At 73.0% G+C, this 26,640-nt stretch carries 3 protein-coding genes (1 of these 3 only partly in view); all 3 read right to left on the reverse strand.

The window, feature by feature from the left end; translation table 11 throughout:
- Positions 1-116: 116 nt before the first annotated feature.
- Tightly spaced (each overlapping or abutting the next), the 3 genes in view from QQ657_RS52135 to QQ657_RS52145 form a layout consistent with a single transcriptional unit that may run on beyond the window.
- A complete protein-coding gene (locus QQ657_RS52135) occupies positions 117-1,367 on the reverse strand; it encodes an activator-dependent family glycosyltransferase (RefSeq protein WP_284749922.1) in 1,251 nt (416 codons plus the stop codon).
- Entirely contained in the window at positions 1,279-13,584 is a 12,306-nt protein-coding gene (locus tag QQ657_RS52140; protein ID WP_284749923.1) for a type I polyketide synthase, read from the reverse strand. Before QQ657_RS52140 ends, QQ657_RS52135 begins: the two co-directional genes overlap by 89 nt.
- Positions 13,585-26,640, reverse strand: the 3' portion of a protein-coding gene (locus QQ657_RS52145; protein ID WP_284749924.1) for a type I polyketide synthase. The gene runs 3,204 nt beyond the window's last position; 13,056 of the gene's 16,260 nt are visible here — the last part of the coding sequence; its start codon lies beyond the right edge, outside the window; its stop codon occupies positions 13,585-13,587.

The raw sequence follows: 26,640 nt of genomic DNA on the forward strand, positions 1-26,640 counted from the left end.
AAACCATCCGACCGGCCCGCTCGCTCGCGCCGCCCCCGCCCGCCCGCGGGGGGTGGCCTGCGGCGGCTGGTGTTGCGGCATAAACCTTTTACCAACCGTTTTACACCCCCACGACCTCAGACGCTCGCCAGCCGTTCCAGCTCCGGCACGATCCGGGCCGGCGTGGGAATCTCCTCGATCTGCGCCCGCACCTTCTCCGCCGACGCGGCGAACGACGGCTCGTCGAGCAGCCTCAACAGCTGTGCACGCAGGTGCCCGGCGGTGACCTGCTCGGGGTCCAGCACCAGACCGGCTCCCTGGTCGGCCAGCAGATCGGCCAGACCGGCCTTGTCCCACATGTTGCCCGGGATCACCAGCTGCGGCACCCCGTGCACCACGGCGTTCCCGGTCGTGCCCGCGCCGCCGTGGTGGAGGACCGCCGCACACGTCGGCAGGAGCGCGTCCAACGGCACGAAGTCGAACAACCGCACGTTGGCCGGTGCCGCCGAGGCCGCCGAAACCTGCCGGGCGGTCAGCGTCGCGACCACGTCGACGTCCAGGCCGGCCACCGCGTCGAACAGGTCGTCGACCGAGAACCGGTCCTCGCCCCACAGGTCGCGCCGGGACATGCCGAGGGTGACGCAGACCCGGCGCCTTGCGGGCGGCTCGGACAGCCACGACGGTACCTCCGACGGGCCGTTGTAGGGCACGTGGCGCACCGGGAGGTAGTCCACGCCGACCGGGAACCGGGTCCACGGCGGGAGCGGGTCGATCGTGCGCTGCCCGAGGACCAGTTCCTCGTCGAACGTGCAGCCGTACCGGTCCAGCTTGCCCGACAGCCACTCCGCCATCGGATCCGCTCCGCCGGCGCCGCCCAGTGCGAAGAACCGGCCGCGCATGCGGGCCCAGTGGTCGAGCCCGAACAGCATCCGGACGTGCGCCGCACCGCTGGCTCGCGCCGCGATCGGCCCCAGGTACGTCAGCGCGTCCCAGACGACCAGATCCGGCTGCCACGCCCGGGCGAACCCGACCAGGTCGTCGAGCACCGCTTCGTGGGCGAGCCGCTCCAGCCCGATCGAGCACCACGTCGTGAACACGCCGCGGACGTAGTCCAGGGTGAGCCGGTCCTCCCGGGTCTCGGTGATGTCGAACTCCGAGCCGAAGACGGTCTTATTGGCCGGCCGTTTCTGAGCTTGGCGGCTCAGCCCGGCCAGGTCCAGCGCCGGACCGGCCGCGACCGCCGGCAGTCCGGTGTGGACGATGGCGTCGGTGAGATCCGGCTGGGCCGCGATCCGGACGTCATGACCGGCCGCGCGCAGCGCCCACGCCATCGGCACCAGGTTGTACAGGTGCGCGTTCGCCGCCAGCGTCGTGAACAGAACCTTCATCGAACTCTCCCAACCATTCCTCGATCGCGCGTGCGGTGTCGCCGGCGTGCTCCTGCACCATCGTGAAGTGGTCGCCGGGCACGTCCAGCACCGTGGGCCAGCCCGGCCGCAGACCGGCCGAGCCCTCGGGCCGTACGAAAAGCACAGGTGCGGTGATCTCCGGCGGCCGGTGTCCGCCGAGCAGCCGGAGGTACTGGCCCATCGCCGACAGCCGGGTGCCGGTGAACGGGCCGAACAGCGGTTCTCGGTCCAGCAGTCCCTGCAACAGGTTCTCGAAAAGCCCGTCGACCTCGCCGGTATACGTGTCGAGCAGCACGACCCCCGCGGGCCGGACTCCTCGCTGTTCCAACGCGCTCGCGGTGGCCAGCGCGAGCAGGCCGCCCCAGGAGTAGCCCAGCAGCACCTGCCCGCGTGGATCGCCTTGGCTCAGCGCGGCTTCGGCGAGCACGCCGGCCAGAGCGTCCACTGTGGCCGGTAGCGGCTCGGCGCCGGTGAAGCCCGGCACCGGCATGGCCTGCACCGCGCGCACGGCACGCCAGTGCGCGGCCAGCCGGGCGTACTGCTGGACGCCGCCCATCACCATCGGGGACGGGAAGCAGAGCAGGCCGGTCGGGTTCGGGCCGGTGGCCAGGGGCACCTGCCGCGGAGGTCGCACCGCCGAGGTGAAGGTGGGCCGCAACCCGCCGGCCGCCTTGAGCAGCTCGAGGCCTTCCGGTACACGTCCGTCCGCGACGGCCTGGCGGAACAGGTCGCCGAGCAGGTCCGTCGTCGCGGGCGCTTCCGTGCCGAGTTCGGCCAGCAGGTGCCGGGCGAGCCCGGCCGGGGTGTGGTGGTCGAACACCGCGCTGGCCGGCAGCCGCAGGCCGGTCGCCGCGTTGAGGCTGTTGCGCAGCTCCATCGCGGTCAGCGAGTCGATCCCGACCTCCAGGAACGCCTGCTCCGGCGCCACGGCCTCGGGCCCGGCGTGGCCGAGCACGGCGGCCGCGTGGCCGCGCACGAGTTCCACCAGGGTCTTCTCCTGGTCGGCCGCGGGCAGGCCGGCCAGCCGTCGCCGTAGACCGTCCACATCGGACCGGACGGTCCGGCGTGGGACCCGTGCCCGCGGCGCCAGCTTCGCGGGAACCACCATCGGCAGGCCGGCCGCCAGCGCGGCGTCGAACAGCGCCAGCCCTTCCGCGGTGGACAAGCCCTCGAGTCCGGACCGGGACAGTCGCGCGGTGTCCGCGGTGGCGGTCATCCCGCTTTCGTCCGCCCACAGGCCCCAGGCCAGCGAGACCGCGGGCAGTCCCCGCGCCTGCCGGTGCGCCGCGAGCGCGTCCAGGGAGGTGTTCGCCGCGGCGTAGCTGCCCTGGCCTGCGGAGCCGAGGACGCCCGCGCTGGAGGAGAACAGCACGAACGCGGCCAGGTCCAGCTCGCGGGTGAGCTCGTGCAGGTGCCAGGCCGCTTCGGCTTTCGGCCGCGAAACCCGGTCCAGCCGGCTCGGCGTCAGCGACTCGATGACGCCGTCGTCCAGCACCCCGGCCGCGTGCACGATCGCGGTCAGCGGGCGCTCGGCGGGGATCCGCGCGAGCATCCGCTCGACGTCGGCGCGGTCGCCGACGTCGCAGACGACCACCTCGGCGTCCACCTCCACCGGCGCGTGGTCCTCGCGGCGCGCGGTCAGCAGCAGGTGCCGCACGCCGTGTTCGGCCACCAGGTGCTCGGCGATCCGGCGCCCGAGGGTGCCGGTGCCGCCGGTGATCAGCACCGTGCCCTTCGGGTCGAGCGGCGGCGGCACGGTCAGCACGACCTTGCCCACGTGCCGGGCCTGCGCCACGAACCGGAACGCCTCCCGCGCCTGGCGGACGTCCCACAGCTTGGCGGGCAACGGAAGCAACTGTCCGGCCTCGAGCCTCGCCAGCACGTCGGCCAGCATCCGCCCGATCCGCTCCGGCCCGGCTTCGGCCAGGTCGAACGCCCGGTAGGCGACGTCGGCGGGTTCGCGGATGTCGGTCTTACCCATTTCGAGGAACCGCCCACCCGGGCGCAGCAGCCGGAGTGACGCGTCGACGAACTCGTTCGCCAGCGAGTTGAGCACGACGTCCACCGGGGGGAACTTCGTTTCGAATTCGAGGTCCCGGGACGAGGCGATGTGGTCGTCCGGCAGTCCCAGCGACCGCAAGGCGTCCCACTTGCTTGGGCTCGCCGTCGCGTACACCTCCGCGCCCAGCTGCCGCGCGAACTGCACGGCGGCCATGCCCACCCCGCCCGCCGCGGCGTGCACCAGCACCGACTCCCCTGGTCGGACACCGGCGAGGTCGGTGAGCGCGTAGCAGGCGGTCAGGAACGCGACCGGGGTCGCGGCGGCCTGGGCGTAGGACCAGCCGTGCGGGATCCGCGCCAGCATCCGGTGGTCGGTGACCGCCACCGGGCCGAACGCGCCGGAGAACAGGCCCAGGACGGCGTCGCCCGGCGCCAGGCCTCGGACGTCCGGGCCGATCTCGACGACCACGCCCGCGGCTTCGGCGCCGATCGCCCGGTCACCCTCGGGCACCAGGCCCAGCGCGACCATGATGTCGCGGAAGTTCACCCCGGCCGCCCGGACGGCGACCCGCACCTGACCGGCGGCCAGCGGCCGGTCGGCCTCCGGCGCCGCGCCCAAGGACAGGTCTCGCAGGGCGCCCTGGCCGCTGTGCAGCCGCCAGGAGCCGGCCGGCGGCCGCAGCTCGTCGGCGAGCCGTTCCAGCCGGGGCGCCAGCAGTTCGCCGCCGCGGACCGCCAGCTGCGTCTCGCCGGCACCGAAGGCCGCGGCGACGGCGCTTTCCGGCAGGTCCCCGTCCAGATCCAGCAGGCCGAACCGCTCCGGATGCTCCGCCTGCGCGGATCGGACCAGCCCCCAGACTCCGGCCCTGGCCAGGTCGGTCACGTCCTCGCCCGGCCGGGCCGCCACCGCCGCCCGGGTGACGAACACCAGCCGTGCGCCGGTGTCCTGGGCCAGCCAGGCCTGCATCAGGCCGAGCGCGTCCGCGGTGCCGGTGAAGTTCTCGGCGAACACGACCTCGGCGGCCGGCCCGGCCGCACGCACCGGTACCCAGTCGAGCCGGTACAGCGAGTCCGGTCGCACCCCGGTGGCGGCCCGGAACGACAGCGACTCCACCGACGCCACCGGCGAACCCGTGGCGTCGGCCAGGTCGATCGAGAACGCGTCGGTTCCCGCCGGTGCCAGCCGCACGCGAAGCGTCGACGTCCCGGTGGCGTGCCACGACACCCCGGACCATTCGAACGGCAGCAGCCTGCCCCGGCCGGCGATGCCCAGGACGTGCAGTGCGGCGTCCAGGGCGGCCGGGTGCAGGCCGTAGCGGCCGGCGTCGCGCAGCTCCGCGGGCAGGGACACCTCGGCGAACAGTTCGTCGCCGCGCCGCCAGGCCGCGCTCAGCCCCCGGAACGCGGGGCCGTACGCCAGGCCGGCTTCGGCCAGCCGCTCGTAGAGCCCGGCCAGGTCCAGCGCGACCGCGTCGGCGGGCGGCCAGTGGGTCAGCTCGGAGTACCGCGGCTGTTCGGAGGTCACCAGGCCGGTGGCGTGCCGGGTCCAGGACTCGGTGTCCGGCCGCCGGGAGTGGACGGCCACCGGGCGGGCCCCGGCCGGATCCGGCGCGCTCACCGTGACCTGCACCTGCACGCTTTCCCCGGCGGGCAGGGCGAGTGGCGTGGTCAGGGTCAGCCGGTCGAGCGTGCCGCAGCCGACCTGCTCGCCCGCGTGCCGGGCCAGCTCGACGAACCCCGTGCCGGGGAACAGCACCGTGCCGGCCACGACGTGGTCGGCCAGCCAAGGCTGGGCTCCCGGGGACAGCAGTCCGGTGCACACCACGCTGTCGGACTCCGCCAGGGTCACGGTCGCACCGAGCAGGGGGTGGTCCGCGGCGTCCAGGCCGGCCGACCGCACGTCGGCGGACCGGGCGCCGTCCGGCCAGTACCGCTCACGCTGGAAGGGGTACGTCGGCAGGTCGACGAGCCGGGCGCCGGGCGGGAACGCCCAGCCGACGTCGGCACCGTGGACGTACGCCTCGGCCAGCGAGGTCAGGAACCGCCGCAGGTGCCCCTCGCCGCGGCGAAGCGAGCCGACCGCGAGGGCGCCGATGTCGGCGATGCTCATCGTGAGGACCGGATGCGGGCTGGCCTCGACGAAGACGGCGTGCCCGTCGGCCATGGCCGTCCGGACGGCGCCGTCGAAGTCGACCGGCTCACGGACGTTGCGGAACCAGTACCCCGCGTCCAAGACCGTCGTGTCCAGCAGGGACGCCGTGACCGTGGAGTAGAACGGCACGTCGCCGGCCCGGGGTGCCACGTCGGCCAGCTCGGCCAGCAGGCGGTCGCGGATCCGGTCCACCTGGGCCGAATGGGACGCGATCGTCCCCGGCACCATCCGGGTGCGCACCCCGGCCGCCGCACAGTCCCCGGCGAACTCGGCCAGCGCGTCCAAGTCACCGGCCACGGTGGAGGACGCGGGTCCGTTCATGCCGGCCACCGACAGCCGACCGTCCCACCGGGTCAGCCTCCGCGCGACCTGGTCGGCCGGCAGGGCCACCGCGAGCACGGCTCCCTCGCCCACCATGGTTTCCGCGAACAACCGGCTGCGCGTCACGACGACCCGGGCCGCGTCGGCCAGCGACAGCGCACCGGCGACGCAGGCGGCCGCGACCTCGCCTTGCGAATGGCCGATCACCGCGGTCGGCTTCACACCGTAGGACTGCCACAGCGCGGCGAGCGACACCATGACCGCGAACAGGGTGGGCTGCACGACCTCGACCCGCTCCAACGCCGATCCGTCCCGCAGCGCGGCGAAGACGTCGATGTCCGAAAGGGACTTGATGGCCGCCGCGCACTCCCGCATCCGCTCGGCGAACACGGGCGAGGACTCCAGTAGCTCGGTCGCCATCCCGGTCCACTGCGAGCCCTGTCCCGGGAACACGAACACGACCCCGGGTGATGTCGGCGCGTCGCCGGTCACCGCGCCGAGGTGCGCGAGCAGTTCCTCGCGGCTTTCGCCGATCGCCACCGACCGGTACCGCATCTCCGACCGGCCGGTCGCCAGGCCGAAGCCGACGTCGGCGGGACTGAGCTCGGGGTGCGCCAGCACGTGCGCCCGCAGTTGGTCCAGCCGAGCCGTCAGCGCCTGCGCGCTGCGGGCGGACACCACCCACGGCACCGGCGCCGGAGCGTCCGATGTGGACGGTATCGGCAAGCCGGCCGGGGCCTGCTCCACCACGAGGTGCGCGTTGGTGCCGCTGATCCCGAAGGACGACACCCCGGCCCGGCGCGGCCTGCCGGTCTCCGGCCAGTCCTCGGCCTCGGCCAGCAACCGCAGCTCCGCCAGCCCGGGCAGCGGGTTGTCGACGTGCAGGGTCTTCGGCAGCACACCCGCGCGCAGCGCCTGCACCATCTTGATCAGGCCGGCCACGCCCGCGGCCGCCTGGGCGTGCCCGATGTTGGACTTGACCGAGCCCACCCGGACCGGCCCGTACGCCGCCGACAGCGCCTGCGCCTCGATCAGGTCACCGAGGCGGGTGCCCGTTCCGTGCGCCTCCACGACGTCCACTTCGGACGGTTGCAGGCCCGCGTTCGCCAGCGCCTGGCCGATCACCCGCTGCTGTGCCGGCCCGCTCGGCGCGGTCAGCCCGTTGGAGGCCCCGTCCTGGTTGACCGCCGAACCGCGCACCACCGCGAGTACCCGGTGGCCGTTGCGCCGGGCGTCGGAAAGCCGTTCGAGCAGCACCAGGCCGAGCCCGTCGGCCACCCCGAAACCGTCGGCGGCCGCCGAGAACGCCTTGCACCGCCCGTCCGCGGACAGGGCCTGCTGCTTGCCGAACTCGACGAAGATGTCCGGGGTCGCCGAGATCGTCACCCCGCCGGCCACGGCCAGCGAACACTCGCCCTGGCGGAGTGCCTGGGCCGCCAGGTGGATCGCCACCAGGGACGACGAGCACGCGGTGTCCACGGTGATCGCCGGGCCTTCGAACCCGTAGGTGTAGGCCAGCCGGCCCGAGGCGACGCTGTTCATCGTGCCGGTCACCAGGTAGCCCTCGACGCTGTCGCGTTCGCTGCCCACGCTTTCGGCGTAGCCGTTGTGGATCGCGCCGACGTAGACCCCGACCGGCGCACCGTGCAGCGACGCGGGATCCAGCCCGGCCCGCTCGAAGAGCGTCCACGACCCTTCCAGCAGCATCCGCTGCTGCGGGTCCATCGCGAGCGCCTCCCGCGGGGAGATCCCGAAGAAGCCCGCGTCGAACTCGGCGGCGTCGTACCGGAACCCGCCCCCGCTCGGGCCCAGCCCGCCGACGTCCCAGCCGCGGTCGGCCGGGAACCCCGCGATGGCGTCCCGGCCCGCGGCGACCAGCTCCCACAGGTCCTCGGGAGAATCCGCCCCGCCGGGCAGCCGGCAGCTCATCGACACGATGGCGATCGGCTCGTCGGCGGGCGCGGCCCGGGCCGCTGGGGCGGTCTCGGCGGGTCCGCCGCGCAGTTCCTGGTGCAGCAAGGCGGCCAGCGCGACCGGGGTCGGCTGGTCGAACACCAGCGTCGACGGCAGCCGCAGACCGGTCGCGGCGCCCAGCCGGTTGCGCAGCTCGACCGAGGTGAGCGAGTCGAAGCCCAGGTCGCGGAAGGCCCGGCCGCGGTCGATCTCCGCCGCCGAGCCGAACCCGAGCACCATCGCCGCGTGCTCGCACACCAGGTCCAGCAGCGCGGGTTCCGAAGTGTCCACAGTGGACGTGGTCGCGGCTTCGGCCACCCGGCGGGTCCGGCCGCGCACCAGGCGCCGCAGCAACGGTGACTCCGAGCGCAGCGCGGCCGGGTCGAACCGGACCGGGACCAGCACGGCTTCCTCCGCGCCGAGCGCGGCGTCGAACAGGGCCAGCCCGTCCTGCTCGGACAGGGCCGCGATGCCCGATCCGGTGATGCGAGCGCGATCGCGTTCGTCGAGCTGACCGGCCATGCCGTGTTCCCAGGCGCCCCAGGCCAAGGAGACGCCCGGCAGGCCGTGTGCGCGGCGGTGCTGGGCGAGGGCGTCCAGGAAGGCGTTGCCGGCCGCGTAGTTGGCCTGGCCCGGCCCGCCCAGGATCCCGGCCGCCGAGGAGAACAGCACGAACGCCGAGAGGTCCGTGGTCAGCTCGTGCAGGTGCCAGGCGGCGTCCAGCTTGGGCCGCAGCACCTCGTCGAGCTGCTCCGGCGTCAAGGCGGAGACGGTGGCGTCGGCGACCACCCCGGCGGCGTGCACCACCGCCGTCAACTGGTGCGGGATCGCGGCCAGCATCCGCTCGACGGCCGCGCGGTCGGCCAGATCGCAGGCGACCGTGGTGACTTCGGCGCCCAAGGCGGTCAGTTCCGCGCACAGCTCGGGGGCTTCGCCTCGACGGCTCGCCAGCACGAGGTGCCGGATGCCGTGCCTGGTCACCAGGTGCCGGGCGAGCAGGCCGCCCAGCGCCCCGGTGCCGCCGGTGATCAGCACCGTGCCCTCGGGGTCGAGGGGTTTCGGCACGGTCAGCACGACCTTGCCGACGTGCTTGGCCTGGGCGAGGAACCGGAACGCCTGCTCGGCCCGGCCGAGCGGCCAAGTAGTCACGGGCAGGTGGCCGAGCACGCCCCGGTCGAACAGGTCGACGATCTCGCCGAGCATCTCCCCGAGCCGGTCGGTGCCGGCTTCGAACAGGTCGAAGGCCCGGTAGACCAGGCCGGGGTGCTCGGCCGGGTCGCGGACGTCGGTCTTGCCCATTTCGAGGAACCGGCCGCCGGGCCGCAACAACCGCAGCGACGCGTCCACGAACTCACGGGCCAGCGAATTCAGCACGACGTCAACGCCGCCGAACTTCTCCTCGAAGCCCAGCTCCCGCGAGGAGGCGAAGTGCTCGTCGTCCAGGCCGGACGCATCCTGCTTGCCCGGACCGGCGGTGCCGAACACCTCGGCTCCGAAATGCCGGGCCAGCTGGACCGCCGCCATCCCGACCCCGCCGGCCGCCGCGTGCACGAGCACCCGTTCCCCGGCCCGGACCCCGGCGAGGTCGTGCAGTCCGTAGTAGGCGGTCAGGAACACCAGCGGCACCGCGGCCGCTTGTTCGGCGGTCCAGCCGGCCGGAGTCGGCGCCAGCAGCAGGTGATCGGTCACGGCGAGCGGGCCGAACGCACCCGCGAACAGCCCGAACACCCGGTCTCCCGGCCGGAACCGGGTCACGCCCGGACCGGTTTCGGCGACCACACCGGCCCCTTCGCAGCCGACCACGGCCGTTCCCGGGTACATGCCGAGGGTGAGCAGCACATCACGGAAGTTCACGCCGGCGGCGCGCATCTCGACCCGCACCTCGCCGGGGCCGAGAGGCCGCTCGGCCTCCGGTGCCGGGACCCACGCGAGGCCGTCCAGGGTGCCCGGCGCGGACACGTCGAGCCGTCTGCTGCCCGTGGTGAACCGGGTGAGCCGTGGTGCGTAACCGATCCCGGCGCGGATCGCCAGCTGGGGTTCCCCGGCACCGAGCAGGTCCGGCAGGATCCGCGCCGACTCCGGGTCGTCGTCGACGTCCACCAGCAGGAACCGGTCCGGGTGCTCGTTCTGCGCGGACCGCAGCAGACCCCACACCGGGGCGTTCGCCAGATCCGTGACGTCCTGGGCGCCGACGGCCACGGCACCCCTGGTCACGAACGCGAGCCGTTCCGGCTGCTCTTCGGCCAGCCACCGCTGCACCTGCTCCAGAGCGTCGCGAGCCGCCTGCCCGCCGCCCTCGGGAAGTTCGGCGCCGGTGTCGCACTGGGTCAGGACCACGTCCGTGGCAGGCGATCCGGCCGGCACCGGAACCCATTCGACGCGGTACATGCTGTCGTGCTTCGAGTCCACTGTGGCCGGTCGCAGTGCCAGCGATCCGATCGACGCCACCGGAAGCCCGGTGCCGTCGGCGATCTCGAGCGAGACTGCGCTGGGCCCGGCCGGGGTGATCCGGACCCGGATCGTCGAAGCGCCGGTGGCGTACAGGTCGACGTCGTGCCAGGCGAACGGCAGCTGCGCGAGGCCCGAGTCGCCGAGCGGCCCCAGCCCGATCGCGTGCAGGGCCGCGTCGAGCAGCGCCGGGAGGTGGGCGTCCTGGAGCGTGACCTCGGCGAACACTTCGTCACCGCGCCGCCAGGCCGCTCGCAAACCCCGGAACGCCGGCCCGTAGCGGAGTCCGGCGTCGGCGAGCCGGTCGTAGTGGCCGTCCACCTCGAGGGCGACGGCCTCGGACGGCGGCCAGTCGGTGAGCCGGAAGCTCTCGGGCACGCCACTGGACAGCACGCCGCTGGCGTTGTGCACCCACTCGGAGCCGTCGCGGGAGTAAATGTTCAGTTCCCGCCGGTCGTCCACCCTCAGCTGCAGGTCGATCTCGCCGGTGGCGGGCAAGACGATCGGGGCGTGCAGGGTGAGTTCGGCGACGCGGCCACAGCCCACCCGGTCCCCGGCCTGGACCGCCAGCTCCAGCAACGCCGTGCCCGGCAGCAGCACCGATCCCAGCACGGCGTGGTCGGCCAGCCATTGGTGCGACCGCAGCGACAGCTTCTTGGTCAGCAGCAGGCCGTCGACCCCGGCCAGCTCGACCGAAGTAACGTCGTCGGCCTCGCGGGGCGCGTCGAGCCAGTACCGCTTGCGCTGGAAGGCATAGGTGGGCAACTCCACCTGGCGTGCCCCGGTGTCCGCGAAGTACTTCGTCCAGTCGACCGGGACACCCCACCCGTGCAAGCGAGCCAGCGCGGTGACGACCGAGTGCGGCTCCGGCCGGTCCCGGCGCAAGGCAGGTACCAGCGCCGCACCTGTCTCCCCCACGCAGTCCTGGCCCATCGCCGACAACGTCCCATCCGGCCCGAGCTCCACGAAGGACCGGACACCGAGGTCGAGCAGCGTCCGCATCCCGTCGGCGAACCGGACCGGTTCCCGCACCTGGCGCACCCAGTACTCCGGGTCCGTGACGGCACCGGACCCGACCTGGATCCCGGGCTGCCGGAAGGAAAGGCCCTCGACGACCCGGCGGAAGTCGGCGAGCATCGGCTCCATCCGCGCCGAGTGGAACGCGTGGCTCACCCGCAGCCGCTTCGAGTCTTCGAACCGTGCGGCCAGCGCCAGCACGGCGTCCTCGTCGCCGGAGAGCACCACCGACGACGGGCCGTTGACCGCCGCGAGGTCGACGGCCTCGCCCAGCAACGGCCGGATCGCCTCCTCGGTGGCCCGGACCGCCACCATCGCCCCGCCCGCGGGGAGCTCCTGCATCAGGCGCCCCCGCGCGGACACCAGCGCACAAGCGTCCACAAGGGACAGCACGCCCGCCACGTGCGCCGCCGCGACCTCGCCGACCGAATGTCCCAGCACCGCGTCCGGCCGCAGCCCCCACGACTCCAGCAGCCGGAACAGGGCGACCTCGAGCGCGAACAGGGCGGGCTGGGCGAACCCGGTCTGCTCCAGCGACTCGGCGTCCGTCCGGAGGTCGAGGTGAGCACCGATCGCGTCCCAGGCACGGGCGAACACCGGGAAGGTCGCGGCCAGCTCCCGCCCCATGCCCGCCCGCTGGGAGCCCTGACCGGAGAACAGGAACGCGACTCCGCCGGCCGCCACCGCTCCTTCGCTCCCGACCTGGCCGAGAGCGGTGATCAAGCTGTCCCGGTCGTCGGCGACCACGAAGGCCCGTTCGCCGAGCATCGCCCGGCCGGAGAGGGTGTGTCCCACGTCCAGCACGTCGACGTCGGTCCCGGCCAGGTGCGCCGAGAGCCGTTCGGCCTGGGCGCGCAACGCCGCCGCGCTGTGGGCGGACAGCAAGCACGGCACCGGCCCGGCGAACCGGACCCGGTCACTCGCCTCTTCCGGCGGGGCCTGTTCCAGGATCGCGTGCGCGTTGGTCCCGCTGGCGCCGAACGACGACACGGCGGCCCGTCGAGCCGGGCCTGGCCACGGACGCGGTTCGGTCAGCAGCTCGACCGCACCGGCCGACCAGTCGATCTGCGCCGACGGGGAGTCCACGTGCAAGGTCTTCGGCAGCGTGCCGTGCCGCATGGCCAGGACCATCTTGATCACGCCCGCGACCCCGGCGGCCGCCTGGGTGTGCCCGATGTTGGACTTGACCGACCCCAGCCACAGCGGCTCGGCCCGGTCCTGCCCGTAGGTCGCCAGCAGGGCGTGCGCCTCGATGGGGTCGCCGAGGGTGGTGCCGGTTCCGTGCGCCTCGACGGCGTGGACGTCGGCCGTCGTGAGCCGCGCGTCGGCCAGGGCTTGGCGGATCACGCGTTGCTGCGCCGGCCCGCTCGGCGCGGTCAGCCGGCTGCTCGCGCCGTCCTGGTTCACGGCACTCCCCCGCACGAGCGCGAGCACCGGGTGGCCGTGGCGCCGGGCGTCCGCCAGCCGTTCGAGCACCAGCACGCCGGCCCCTTCGGCGAACCCGGCGCCGTTCGCCGCGGCGGCGAACGCCTTGCAGCGGCCGTCCGGGGCCAGCCCGCCCTGCCGGCTGAAGTCGATGAACGTGCCCGGCGTGGCCATCACCGCCACGCCACCGGTCAGGGCCAGCGAGCACTCCCGGCGCCGCAGCGATTGGCTCGCCAGGTGAAGGGCGACCAGGGACGACGAGCACGCGGTGTCCACGGTGACCGCCGGGCCTTCGAGGCCGAAAGTGTAGGACACCCGGCCGGACACGACACTGGGTGAGCTGCCGATGCTGAGCTGCCCCTCGAAGCCGTCCGGGATCCGGTGCAGCCGGCTGGCGTAGTCCTGGTACATCACCCCGGTGAAGACGCCGGTGTCGCTGCCCCGCAGGGAAAGCGGGTCGATCCCGGCGTTTTCCAGGGCCTCCCAGGTGGTCTCCAGCATCAGCCGTTGCTGCGGGTCCATCGCCAGCGCCTCGCGCGGGGACACGCCGAACAGGCCGGGATCGAACAGCGCGGCGTCGTGCAGGAAGCCGCCGTGGCGCGTGTAACTGGTGCCGGTGCGGCCGGGATCGGCGTCGTACAGGGCGTCGAGGTCCCAGCCGCGGTCGGCGGGGAACTCCGAGACGGCGTCCACGCCGGAACTGACCAGGTGCCACAGGTCCGCCGGGCTCATCACCCCGCCGGGCAGCCGGCAGCCCATGCCGACGATCGCGATCGGCTCGGCCGCCGCCGACCGGGCCTCGCGCAGCTGGTCCCGGGTCTGCTGCAGGTCGGCGATGGTCCGTTTGAGGTAGTCGCGCAGCTTCTGTTCGTTGTCCATCTAGAGGATCCCCAGATCGTCGTCGACCAGCTCGAACAGTTCGTCGTCGGTGGCGGAGTCGAGGCGCGTGGTGTCCGCGCCGCCGCCGAGGCCCGCCAGCAGCGACCGCAAGCGGCCCGCCACCGCCAGCCGCGTGTCGTCGTCGGCCGACTCCCGCAACCGGGCCTCCAGCCGGTCCAGCTCGTCGATCGGCGACCACGGGCCGCCCACCAGCTCGCCGTGCAGGCGCTGGGCCAGCGCGACCGGGGTCGGGTGGTCGAACAGCACCGTGGTGGGCAGCCGCACGCCGGTCGCCGCGGCCAGCCGGTTGCGCAGTTCCACCGCGGTCAGCGAATCGAAGCCCGCGTCCAGGAACCCCCGGGTCGTCTCGACCAGGTCGGGCGCGGGATGGCCGAGCACCGCGGCCGCGTGTCCCCGCACCAGGTCGAGCAACGCGCGATGCTGACCGGCTTCCGGCAGCGTCGCGAGGCGCCGAGCGAGCCCGGTCTCGACCTGGACCGGTGCCTTGGCGGCGACCAGTCCCCGCAGCAGGCCGGGCACTTCCTCGACACCGGTGACGTCCAGCCGGACCGGGACCACCACCGGCTCGTCCTGGGCGCAGCCGGCGTCGAACAAGGCGAGCCCGTCGGCCGGGGACAGCGGGCGCACGCCCCAGCCGGCCATGCGTGCCACGTCGGTTTCGCCCAGCCCGCCGGTCAGTCCGCTGCGCGGTTCCCACATTCCCCACGCCAGGGACACCGCGGGCAGTCCTGCGGCCCGGCGGTGGCGCGCCAGGGCGTCCAGGAACCCGTTCGCCGCCGCGTAGTTGCCCTGTCCCGGCGTACCGAACACGCCGGCCGCCGAGGAGAACAGCACGAACCGGGAGAGATCCTTCGTCAGCTCGTGCAGGTGCCAGGCCCCGTCGGCCTTCGGCGCCAGGACGGCGTCCACCCGTTCCGGGGTCAGGGAGTCGATGATCCCGTCGGCCACGACGCCGGCCGCGTGCACCACCCCGCGCAACGGGAACCCGGCCGGGATCCCGGCGAGGACGCGGGCGAGCGCGTCCCGGTCGGACACGTCGCAGGCGGCGGCCGTCACCAGTGCGCCGGCGGCTTCGAGCTCCGCCACCAGATCGGGCGCGTGCCCCTGCCGGCTGACCAGGACCAGGCTGCGGATGCCGTGCTCGGCGACGAGGTGCCGGGCGACCAGCCCGCCCAGCACCCCGGTGCCGCCGGTGATCAGCACCGTGCCCGTGGTGTCCCAGACCGCGGTCCCGCGTTCCCCGGTCACCCGGGTCAAGCGGGGAACGCGGACGCTCCCGTCCCGGGCTTCGCACTCCGTCTCCCCGGCGGCCAGCGCCGCCAGGACCGCGTTCACCGGGAGGTCGCCGTCCCGCAGGTCGACGAGGGCGAACCGGTCCGGGTTCTCCGAGCAGGCCGACCGGACCAGGCCCTGGACCGCCGCGCGGGCGAGTTCCTCGCCCTGGGTCACGATCGCCAGCCGCGAAGCGCTGAACCGGCCGTCGTCCAGCCATTCCTGCAAGACCGCCAGCATCCCGACAGTGGCTTCTCGCACGGTTTCGCCGGTGTAGCAGGCTTCCAGGAAGACGGTCGCGGGGATGTCCCTCAGTTCGGCCAGGTCCGTGACGGCCGTGTGCGATCCCTCCGGCGCTCCTTCGGGTGCCGTGCGCCAGTCCACCCGGAACAGCCGGTCGTGCGGGGTGGGCGAGCGCAGCGCCAGCGCGTCCACCCGCGCGACCTCGTTGCCGTGGTCGTCGGAGATCTCCATCGAGACGACGTCGTTGTCGCGCAGCGAGATCCTGACCCGGAGCGCGGCCGCTCCGGGCGCGGTGAGCGAGACCCCGCTCCACGAGAACGGCAGGGCCGGCTTGGTCCGGTCGACCCCGAGGACGTGCAGGGCCGCGTCGAGCAGCGCGGGGTGCAGCCGGAACCGGCGTGCTTCCGGACGAAGCCGTTCGGGCAGCGCCACTTCGGCGTAGAGGTCCGTACCCGCCCGGAAGGCCGACCGCAGGCCGCCGAACGCGGGCCCGTAGTGGTAGCCGAGCCCGGTCAGCTTGGCGTAGAGGTCGGTCAGTTCAAGGGGTTCCGCATCCGCGGGCGGCCACGGCACCGGTTCGCCGGACGCGGAGACCTCGGCGGTGAGGACGCCGGACGCGTGCCTGGTCCACGACACGTCCTCCGCCTGTGAGTACAGCTGCACCGGCCGTCGACCGGACTGATCCGGGCCGTCGACCGTGAGCTGGATCGTGACGGCGCCCGGCAACGCCAACGGAGACTCGAGCGTCAGTTCGGCCACCCTCGGGGCGCCGATCTGGTCGCCGGCCCACAACGCGAGGTCGAGGAAAGCTGTTCCGGGCAGCAACACCGTGTCCCCGACGGCGTGCTCGGCGAGCCAGGGCGTCCGGTCCGGGTCGAGCCGGCCGGTGAACACCGTCATGGCCGAGTCCGCCAGCGTGGTCACCGTGCTGAGGAACGGGTGACCGTGCAGGGTCGCGTCCGTGTCGTCGGCGTTCAGCCAGTAACGCTGCCGCTGGAAGGGATAGGTGGGCAGGTCCACCGACCGCCCGCCGGCCAGCAGGGGCGTCCAGTCGACGTCGACGCCGTGCACGTACGCCTCGGCCAGCGACGTCAGGAACCGGTCGAGCCCGCCGTCCCCGCGGCGCAGTGAGCCGATCGCGGTCCCCTCGATGTGCATGGTCAGCACCGGATGCGGGCTCATCTCCAGGAACACAGCATCGCCCAGCGACTGGACGGCCCGCTCGAACTGCACGGTCCGACGGAGGTTCTCGTACCAGTACTCCGCGTCGAAGGTCGCCGTGTCGAACACCGTGGAACAGAACGGGATCGTCGCCGCGCGCGGCACGATCCCCTCCAGCACAGCAAGAATCTCCTCTCGCACCGACTCGACGTGGATCGAGTGCGACGCGTAGTCCACCGCGATCCGCTTGCCCGGAACAGTCAGCAAAAGATCGTCGATCGCCTCGGGATCCCCGGACACCACCACCGACGCCGGACCATTCACCACCGCCACCGACAACCGGTCGTCCAGCACGTGGCCTTCGGGAAGCGTCACCGACGCCATCGCGCCCCGGCCGGAAAGCCTCTCCGCGATCACCCGGCTCCGGGCCGCTACAACCCGAGCACCGTCCTCGAGCGAGAGCGCACCCGCCACGCATGCCGCCGCGATCTCGCCCTGCGAATGGCCCACCACGGCGTCCGGCTCGACACCGAAGGACCGCCACAATCCGGCGAGGGAAACCATCACCGCCCACAAGGCAGGCTGAACCACCTCGACACGCTCACTGTTCAGCGCATCACGCAAGTCGACCCACGGCTCCAACGCGGCCGCACACCGATCCATCCACCCGGCGAACACCGGCGACGACTCCCACAGCTCCGCCGCCATCCCCACCCACTGCGAACCCTGACCCGGGAAGACGAACACCGTCTTGGCCACCGGCTCAGCGACGCCCTCGACTGTCCGATCCCCCAGCACCACCGCGCGATGGTCGAAGGCGGCCCGACCCCGCACCAGCGAATAGCCGATATCGAGAGCCGTCCCCGGCCACTCGGAAAGCCGCCGGATCTGGTCCCGCACCGCTCCCGCGGACTGCGCGGACACCACCCACGGCACCAGACCGCTGTCAGGTCCGTCCGGCGCCTCCGCGACCGGCACGTGCTCGATGATCACGTGAGCGTTGGTGCCGCCGACCCCGAAGGACGACACCCCCGCCCGTCGCGGCCGGTCCGCCTCGGGCCATTCCATCGGCTCCTGCGCCAGCGACACCGAGCCTGCCGTCCAGTCCACAAAGGACGACGGCCGGTCGATGTGCAGGCTCGCCGGCACCACACCGTGACGCATCGCCAGCACCATCTTCATCACCCCGGCCACGCCCGCGGCCGCTTGGGTGTGTCCGATGTTCGACTTCACCGAACCCAGCAACACCGGCTCGGTCCGGTCCTGGCCATACGTCGCCAGCACCGCCTGTGCCTCGATCGGGTCACCCAGCCGAGTCCCGGTGCCGTGCCCCTCGACGACGTCCACGTCGGCAGGCGACAGGCCCGCATTGGCCAGGGTCTGCCGGATCACGCGCTGTTGCGCGGAACCACTCGGCGCGGTCAGCCCGTTCGACGCGCCGTCCTGGTTGACCGCGCTGCCGCGGATCACCGCCAGTACCGGGTGTCCGTTGCGGCGGGCTTCGGACAACGGCTCGACGAGCAGCATGCCCGCGCCTTCGCTCCAGCCGGTGCCGTCGGCGGCGTCCGCGAACGGCTTGCAGCGGCCGTCGGCGGCGATCCCGCCCAGCCTGGTGAACTCCGAGAACGCGCCGGGACTCGACATCACCGTGACGCCACCGACCAGCGCCATCGAGCACTCGCCCTGCCGCAGCGACTGGCACGCGTTGTGCAACGCCACCAGCGCCGAGGAGCAGCCGGTGTCGATGGTGACCGCCTGGCCCTCCAGCCCGAAGGTGTAGGCGATCCGGCCCGAGATGACGCTGCCGGTGCTGCCGGTGGCCAGGTATCCCGCGAAGTCCGCCGGCGCCTGGTGCATCCGCGGGCCGTAGTCCTGGGCCAGCGCGCCCACGAACACTCCGGTCCGGCTGCCGCGCAGCGACGTGGGGTCGATGCCCGCCCGCTCGAAGGCCTCCCAGGAGCACTCCAGCATCAGCCGCTGCTGCGGGTCCATCGCGGTCGCCTCCCGCGGGGAGATCCCGAAGAAGCCCGCGTCGAACTCGGCGGCGTCGTAGAGGAACCCGCCGCTGCCGGACACGGTCCAGCCGCGGTCGGCCGGGAAGCCGGCGATCGCGTCGGCCCCCTCGGCGACCAGCCGCCACAGGTCCTCGGGCGACTCGACGCCGCCGGGGAACCGGCAGCTCATCGCCACGATCGCGATCGGCTCGCCGACGGGCACAGCAGCCGCTACCGGCTCGGGCGCGGGCCCAGTCAGGTAAGCGGCGAGGGCGGCGCAGTTCGGGTGGTCGAACACGACCGTCGCCGGCAGGTTCGAGCCGGTCGCGTGGTTCAGCCGGTTGCGCAGTTCGACGGCCGTGACCGAGTCGAAGCCCAGCTCCCGGAACGCACGCCGGACGTCGATCGCGGCACCGGAGTCCATCCCCAGCACGGCCGCCACCTGCGCGCGGACCAGCGGGAGGGCGTCGCCGACGACCGGGCGCGCGGGTTCGGGCTCTTCGAAGACCTCGGCGAGCAAGGGACGATTGCGGGCGACGGAGTAGGCGGGCCCGAACACCGGCCAGTCGATGTCGGCGACGACCAGGCCGGGTTCGCCGAGCTCCTGGAGCGCGCGCACCGCCAGCCGCGGGTCCATTTCCGGCAGTCCGAGCCGCCGGAACCGTTCGCCGACGCCACCTCGCGCCATGCCGTCGCCCGCCCAGGTGCCCCAGGCGATCGAGGTGGCGTTGCCGCCCGCGGCCCGGCGCTGCTGGGCGAGCGCGTCCAGATAGGCGTTCGCCGCCGCGTAGGCGCCTTGCCCGCCGCCGCCCCACACCCCCGCGCCGGACGAGAACAGCACGAACGCGTCCAGGGTGTCGTGGTCCAGCAGGGCGTCGAGGTTCGCCGCACCGGCGACCTTCGCCCGCATCACCTCGGCGGGGTCGCCGATCTCGGTCACGGGTGTGCTGTGCTGGCCGGCTCCGGCGGCGTGCACCACGGCCGTCAGGTCCGGCAGCGACGCGAGCAGTTCCCGGACGGCGTCCCGGTCGGCCACGTCGAGTGCGGCGAAGGTGACCTGGTCCCCCAGTTCGGCCGCGAGCTCGGCCGCGCCGGGGGTGTCGGGACCCCGGCGCCCGGCCAGGACGACGCGCTCGGCGTCGTTCCGGATCAGCCACCGGGCCACGTGGGCGCCGAGCCCGCCGGTTCCGCCGGTGACCAGGACGGTTCCACGCGGCCGCCAGACGCGCCCCGGCCGGGTGCGGGGTGCGCGGACGAGACGTCGCGCGTAGGTCCCGCCGGCCCGCACCGCGACTTGGTCTTCGTCGCCGGAGAGCACGGCGGCCAGCCTGCCGAGCACCCGGGCGTCCACGTTCTCGGGCAGATCGACCAGGCCGCCCCAGCGATCGGGGTGTTCGAGCCCGACGGTCAGCCCGAGGCCCCAGATCTGCGCCTGGTCCGGTTGGCGCACCACGTCTCCTGGCGCCGCCGCGACGGCACCGGACGTCACCAGCCACAGCGGCGCATCGATCTCCGCGTCCGCGAGCAGCCGGACCAGCTTCAAGGTGTCGTCCAACCCGAGCAGCGACAGCACGCCGGCGGGTTCGCCCGCACCCAGGCGCTCGGCAAGCCTGCTCAGCGCGACGATTTCCACGTCCGGGCCCAGGTCCGCGGTGCCGTCGTCAGGCACCACGGCGATCCAGACTCCGGCCAAGGCTTGCCGCGTCTCGGGCAGCTGCCGCCAGGTGATCCGGTACCGCCAGTCGTCCATTGTGGACGCTTCGGTCCGGTGCCAGTAACGCCGGTGCTGGAAGGCGTAGGTGGGTAGGTCGACCAGCCGGCCACCTTCGAGCAGTGGCGTCCAGTCGACCTCGACGCCGTGCACGTAGGCCTCGGCGAGCGACGTCAGGAAGCGTTCGAGTCCACCGTCGCCGCGGCGCAACGAGCCGATGGCGATGCCGGGGAGGTGCATGGTGAGCACCGGGTGCGGGCTCATCTCCAGGAACACACCGTCACCCAGCGACTGGACGGCCCGCTCGAACTGCACAGTCTGGCGGAGGTTCTGGTACCAGTACTCGGCGTCGAAGGTCGCCGTGTCGAACACCGTGGAACAGAATGCGATCTCGGGCGGATTCGGCGTGATTTCACCCAGCGCCGCTAGAAGTTCGTCGCGCACCGATTCGACGAGCATCGAGTGCGACGCGTAGTCCACGGCGATCCGCTTGCCCGGGACAGTCAGCAGAAGGTCGTCAATCGCTTCGGGATCACCGGATACCACAACGGAAGCCGGGCTGTTCACGACCGCAACCGACAGCCGGTCGTCCAGTACGTGGCCTTCGGGCAGCGTCACCGATGCCATCGCGCCCAGGCCGGAAAGCCTCTCGGCGATCACCCGGCTCCGGGCCACCACGACCCGGGCGCCATCCTCGAGCGAGAGCGCACCCGCCACGCAGGCCGCGGCGATCTCGCCCTGGGAATGGCCCACGACGGCGTCCGGCTCGACACCGAACGACCGCCACAACCCAGCCAGCGACACCATCACCGCCCACAACGCAGGCTGAACCAGCTCTACCTGCTCACTATCCAGCGCGTCCCGCAGGTCGACCCACGGTGCCAGGGCGACCGCGCACCGATCCATCCACGAGGCGAACACCGGCGACGAATCCCACAGCTCGGCCGCCATCCCGATCCACTGCGAACCCTGACCCGGAAAGACGAACACCGTCTTCCCCGAAGGCCGGACAACGCCCTCGACCACCCGATCACCCAGCAGCACCGCGCGATGGTCGAAGGCAGCACGACCGCGCACCAGCGAATAGCCGACATCGACAGCCGCTCCCGGCCACTCGGACAGCCGCCCGATCTGTTCCCGCAAAGCAACTTCCGACCGGGCGGACACGACCCACGGCACCGGATCACCCTCCGGCCGGTCGCTCGCCTCGGGAGCCGGACCTTGCTCGATGATCACGTGCGCGTTCGTCCCGCTGATCCCGAAGGACGACACCCCCGCCCGCCGCGGCCGGTCCGCCTCGGGCCACGCCACCGGCTCCCGCACGAGCGTCACCGCGCCGGATTCCCAGTCCACGACCGGTGAAGGCTCGTCCACGTGCAAGGTGGCCGGGACGACGCCGTGCCGCATGGCCAGGACCATCTTCATCAAGCCGGCCATGCCGGACGCGGCCTGGGTGTGGCCGAGGTTGGACTTCACCGACCCCAGCCACAGCGGCGCGGCCCGGTCCTGGCCGTAGGTCGCCAGCACGGCCTGCGCCTCGATCGGATCGCCGAGCCGGGTGCCGGTGCCGTGTCCTTCGACCACGTCCACGTCGGCCGGCCGGAGACCGGCGTTCGCCAGCGCCTGCCGGATCACCCACTGCTGGCTCGGTCCGTGCGGCGCGGTCAGCCCGTTGGAGGCGCCGTCCTGGTTGACCGCGCTGCCCCGCAGAACCGCCAGCACACGGTGCCCGTGGCGGGTGGCGTCCGACAGCCGCTCCACCACCACCAGGCCCACGCCCTCGGCCCACCCGGTGCCGTCGGCGGCGCCGGCGAACGACTTGCACCGCCCGTCGGCGGCCAGGCCGCCCTGCCGGGCGAACTCCTCGAACAACACCGGTGACGACATCGCGGTCACCCCGCCGGCCAGCGCCATCGTGCTTTCGCCCCGCCGGACCGACTCGGCCGCCAGGTGCAGGGCCACCAGCGAGGAAGAGCACGCCGTGTCGACCGAAATCGCCGGGCCCTCGGTCCCCAGCACGTACGCCACCCGGCCGGACACCACGCTCCCGGCACCGCCGGTCAGGCCGTAATCGCCGTCGGTCCGGTAGTCGCCGCGCATCACGCCGATGAAGATGCCGAGCCCACTGCCCCGCACGGACGACGGATCGATCCCCGCCCGTTCCAGCGCCTCCCAAGAACACTCCAGGACCAGCCGCTGCTGGGGATCCATGCCCAGTGCTTCCCGAGGCGAGATCCCGAAGAACTCGGCGTCGAACCCCGCCACGTCGTCGACGAACCCGCCGAAGCCGGTTCCCCAGCCGCGATCCACCGGGAACGAAGACACCACATCGCGTCCGTCGGCCACCACGTCCCACAGGTCTTCCGGAGAAGCCACACCTCCCGGGAAACGGCACGCCATCCCCACCAGCACGACCGGGTCGTCGTCGGACGCCTGGCGCACCGCGGGCTTCTTCTCGTCCAGCGTTCGTTCCAGCAGCCGGTCGGCGATCGCCTCCGGCGTCGGGTAGTCGAAGACCAGCGTGCTGGGCAGTGCGACGCCGCAGGCCGCCGCGATCCGGTTCCGCAGCTCGACCGCGGTCAGGGAGTCGAAGCCCAGTTCCCGGAAGGGACGTCCGTGCGCCAGCGCCTCCGGCGACGGGTGTCCCAAGACCGCGGCCGCGTGGGTGCGAACCAGGTCGAGTGCGGCCTGGTACCGCTCGGCCTCGGGGAGGTCCGCGAGCGCGCGGCCACGATCGACCGTCGCGGACTTGGCCAGATCGCGCAGCATGGTGGCGTCGGTACGCAAAGCGCGCGGATCGATCCTGGTCGCGACCACCACGGGGCGGTCAGCGCCCAGTGCCGCGTCGAACAGGTCCAGTGCCTGAGTGGTGGGCAGCGGAGCCATCCCGTCGCGCGCCAGTCTCCGGCGTTCGAGCTCGCCGACCCCGCTGGTCATGCCGCTCTGCTCGTCCCACAGGCCCCAGGCCATCGACACCGCGGGCAGGCCACGGGCCCGCCGGTGGGCCGCCAGTGCGTCCAGGAACGCGTTCGCCGCCGCGTAGTTGCCCTGTCCCGCCGTGCCGACCACGCCGGCCATGGACGAGAACAGCACGAACCGGGACAGGTCCTTCGTCAGTTCGTGCAGGTGCCAGGCGGCGTCCACCTTCGGGGCCAGCACCGCGTCCAGCCGCTCCGGGGTCATCGATTCGATCAGGCCGTCATCGAGGACACCCGCCGCGTGGACGACGGCATCGACCGAGTGGTCGGCGAGCAACCTGCCCACCTGGTCACGATCGGCGAGGTCGCAGGCGACCACCTCGACCGTCGCCCCCAGTCCGGTCAGTTCGGTGCCCAGGCCGGCCGTCGCGGTCCGGCTCACCAGCAGCAACCGCCGGACGCCGTGCGCGGTCACGAGATGCCGGGCCAGCAAGCCACCCAGCGTTCCGGTCGCGCCCGTCACCAGCACCGTCCCATCCAGCGCGGGACCGGGCTCGGCCGTCAGCTTGCGGAGCCTCGGTACCAGGACGGCACCGTCGCGGACGGCCTGCTGCGGCTCGTCCAGGCCCACCACGTCCGGAACGGCGCCGGACTCGTCCAGGTCGAGGAGGACGAACCGGCCGGGGTGCTCGGCCTGCGCCGAGCGGACCAGCCCCCACACCGGAGCGTGGACCAGGTTCGGGTCGGCGCCCGTCGCGTTCCGGGTCACCAGGACCAGCCGCTCGTCCGGCGTGTGCTCGTCCGCCAGCCAGTCCCGGGTCGCGTCGAGGACCTGCTTCAGCACCTCGCGTACCGCCGCGACCAACGCCTGGTCGGGTTGCGGGCACTCGAAGACGGTGGCCGTCGCCGGTTTCCCGGCCGGAGGCGCCGGCTTCCAGTCCACTTCGTACAGAGTGCGGCGGACCCGGCCCACCGGGCGGAGTGTCAAGGATTCGATCGTGGCCACGGGCTTGCCGTCGGCGTCCGTCATGGCCACGGCGAAGGCGCCTTCACCCGCCGGTGTCAGCCGGACTCGCAGTGTCGTCGCATCCGTTGCCACGCATCGCACTCCGGCCCAGGCGAACGGTACCCGCAAGCCACCGCCGTCGAGCAGCAGCGGGTGGAGCGCCGCATCGAGCAACGCCGGGTGCAGGGCGAACCCGTCCGGCTCGGGAAGGAGGTCGACCTCGGCGAACAGCTCTTCACCGCGTTGCCAGGCCGCGCGCAGTCCCCGGAACGCGGGCCCGTACTCGAAGCCGGTCTCGGCCAGCACGTCGTAGCGGATTTCCAGGGGGACCGCGTCTTCCGGCGGCCACACCGCCGGGCCGAACCCCGTCGGCGGCTCGGTCGCGGCCAGCGATCCACTCGCGTGCCTGCGCCACTCGGCGTCGCCGGCGGACCGTGCGTGCACGCTCACCGGCCGGCACCCGGAGCCGTCGACCGGACCCACCAGCACCTGCACGTCCACGACGTCCGGTGTGGACAGTTCGAGCGGCGCCTCGACCGTGAGTTCCCGGACGGTCGCCGAATCCAGCCGGGCGCCGGCGTGGCCCGCCAGTTCGAGGAAGCCGGTGCCGGGGAACAAGACCTTGCCCGCCACGACGTGGTCGGCGAGCCAGGGCTGCGCGCGCAGCGAGATCCGGCCGGTGGACAGCGATCCGGCGCCGTCGGCCAGCTCGACGGTGGCCGCCAGGGTCGGGTGTGCCGATCCACTCGCCGGCCGGGCATCGAGCCAGTACCGGCGATGCTGGAAGGGGTAGGTCGGCAGGTCCACCAGCCGCCCGCCGGCAAGCAGGGGCATCCAGTCGACTTCGACGCCGCGCACGTACGCCTCGGCCAGCGATGTCAGGAACCGCTCGAGCCCACCGTCGTCGCGGCGCAGTGAGCCGATGGCCGTGCCGGGGATGTGCAGGGTGAGTACCGGATGCGGGCTCATCTCCAGGAACACGCCGTCACCCAGGGACTGGACGGCCTGCTCGAACTGCACGGTTTGCCGGAGGTTCTGATACCAGTACTCGGCGTCGAAGGCCGCGGCGCCGGACACGGTGGAGCAGAACGGAATCGTCGGCCGACGCGGCGTGATCCCGTCCAGCGCGGCGAGAAGCTCGTCCCGCACCGACTCGACCTGAGCCGAATGCGACGCGTAGTCGACGGCGATCCGCTTGCCGGGAACAGCCAGCAGAAGCTCGTCGATGGCCTCGGGATCCCCGGACACCACGACGGAAGCCGGGCTGTTCACCACCGCCACCGACAGCCGGTCGTCCAGCGCGTGGCCGTCCGGAAGCGTCACCGACGCCATCGCGCCCCGGCCGGAAAGCCGCTCCGCGATGAGCCTGCTGCGTGCCACCACAACCCGTGCGCCGTCCTCGAGCGACAGCGCTCCCGCTACGCAGGCCGCGGCGATCTCACCCTGCGAATGTCCCACCACCGCATCGGGTTCGACGCCGAACGACCGCCACAACCCGGCCAGCGACACCATCACCGCCCACAACGCAGGCTGAACCACCTCCACACGCTCACTGCTCAGCCCCTCCCGCAAGTCGAATCCGGGACCCAGCGCACTCGCACAGCGATCCATCCACTGAGCGAACACCGGCGACGAGTCCCACAACTCCGCCGCCATCCCGATCCACTGCGAACCCTGCCCCGGGAAGACGAACACGGTCTTGGCCACCGGCTCGACGACACCGTCGACCACCCGATCACCCAGCAGCACCGCGCGATGCTCCAGAGCGGCACGACCGTACGCCAGCGAATAGCCGACATCGACGCCCGATTCGGGGCGCGTCCCGAGCCGGTCCCGCAACCGCGAAACCTGCGCTCGCAACGCGTCATCCGACCGTGCGGACAGCACCCACGGCACCAGGCCACCGTCCGGCCGGTCGGCGACCTCGACGTCCGGTCCTTGCTCGAGGATCACGTGCGCGTTCGTCCCGCTGACCCCGAAGGACGACACGCCCACCCGCCGTGGCCGCGCCACCTCAGGCCACGGCACCGGCTCCCCCACCAGCTCGACCGCGCCCGCTTCCCAGTCCACAAAGGACGACGGCTGGTCGATGTGCAGGCTCGCCGGCACGACACCGTGCCGCATGGATAGGACCATCTTCACAATGCCGGCCACCCCCGCGGCCGCCTGCGTGTGCCCGATGTTCGACTTCACCGACCCCAGCAAGACCGGCTCGGTCCGGTCCTGGCCGTAGGTAGCCAGCACCGCCTGCGCCTCGATCGGATCGCCGAGGCGCGTCCCGGTGCCGTGTGCTTCGACCACGTCGACGTCGGCGGGCCGGAGACCCGCGTTCGCCAGCGCCTGCCGGATCACCTGCCGCTGCGCACGACCGCTCGGTGCGGTCAGCCCGTTCGACGCGCCGTCCTGGTTCACCGCACTCCCCCGGAGCACCGCCAGCACACGATGGCCCCGGCGGCGGGCGTCGGACAGCCGTTCCACCACCACCAGGCCCACGCCTTCGGCCCACCCGGTGCCGTCGGCGGCGTCCGCGAACGACTTGCACCGGCCGTCGGCCGCCAGGCCACCGTTGCGCGCGAACTCCTCGAACAGCTCCGGCGACGACAACACGGTCACCCCGCCGGCCAACGCCATCGAACACTCGCCGTCACGCACGGACCGGGCCGCGAGGTGCAGCGCCACCAGCGAGGACGAGCAAGCCGTGTCGACCGACATCGCCGGGCCTTCGGACCC

Origin of the sequence: Amycolatopsis ponsaeliensis (genome assembly GCF_030182635.1) — a bacterium.
GTDB lineage: Bacteria > Actinomycetota > Actinomycetes > Mycobacteriales > Pseudonocardiaceae > Amycolatopsis > Amycolatopsis ponsaeliensis.

Excerpts from the sequence above, each read along its gene's own strand:
- QQ657_RS52135 (WP_284749922.1), bottom strand. The coding sequence starts at position 1,367 with ATGAAGGTTCTGTTCACGACGCTGGCGGCGAACGCGCACCTGTACAAC.
- QQ657_RS52140 (WP_284749923.1), bottom strand. The coding sequence starts at position 13,584 with ATGGACAACGAACAGAAGCTGCGCGACTACCTCAAACGGACCATCGCC.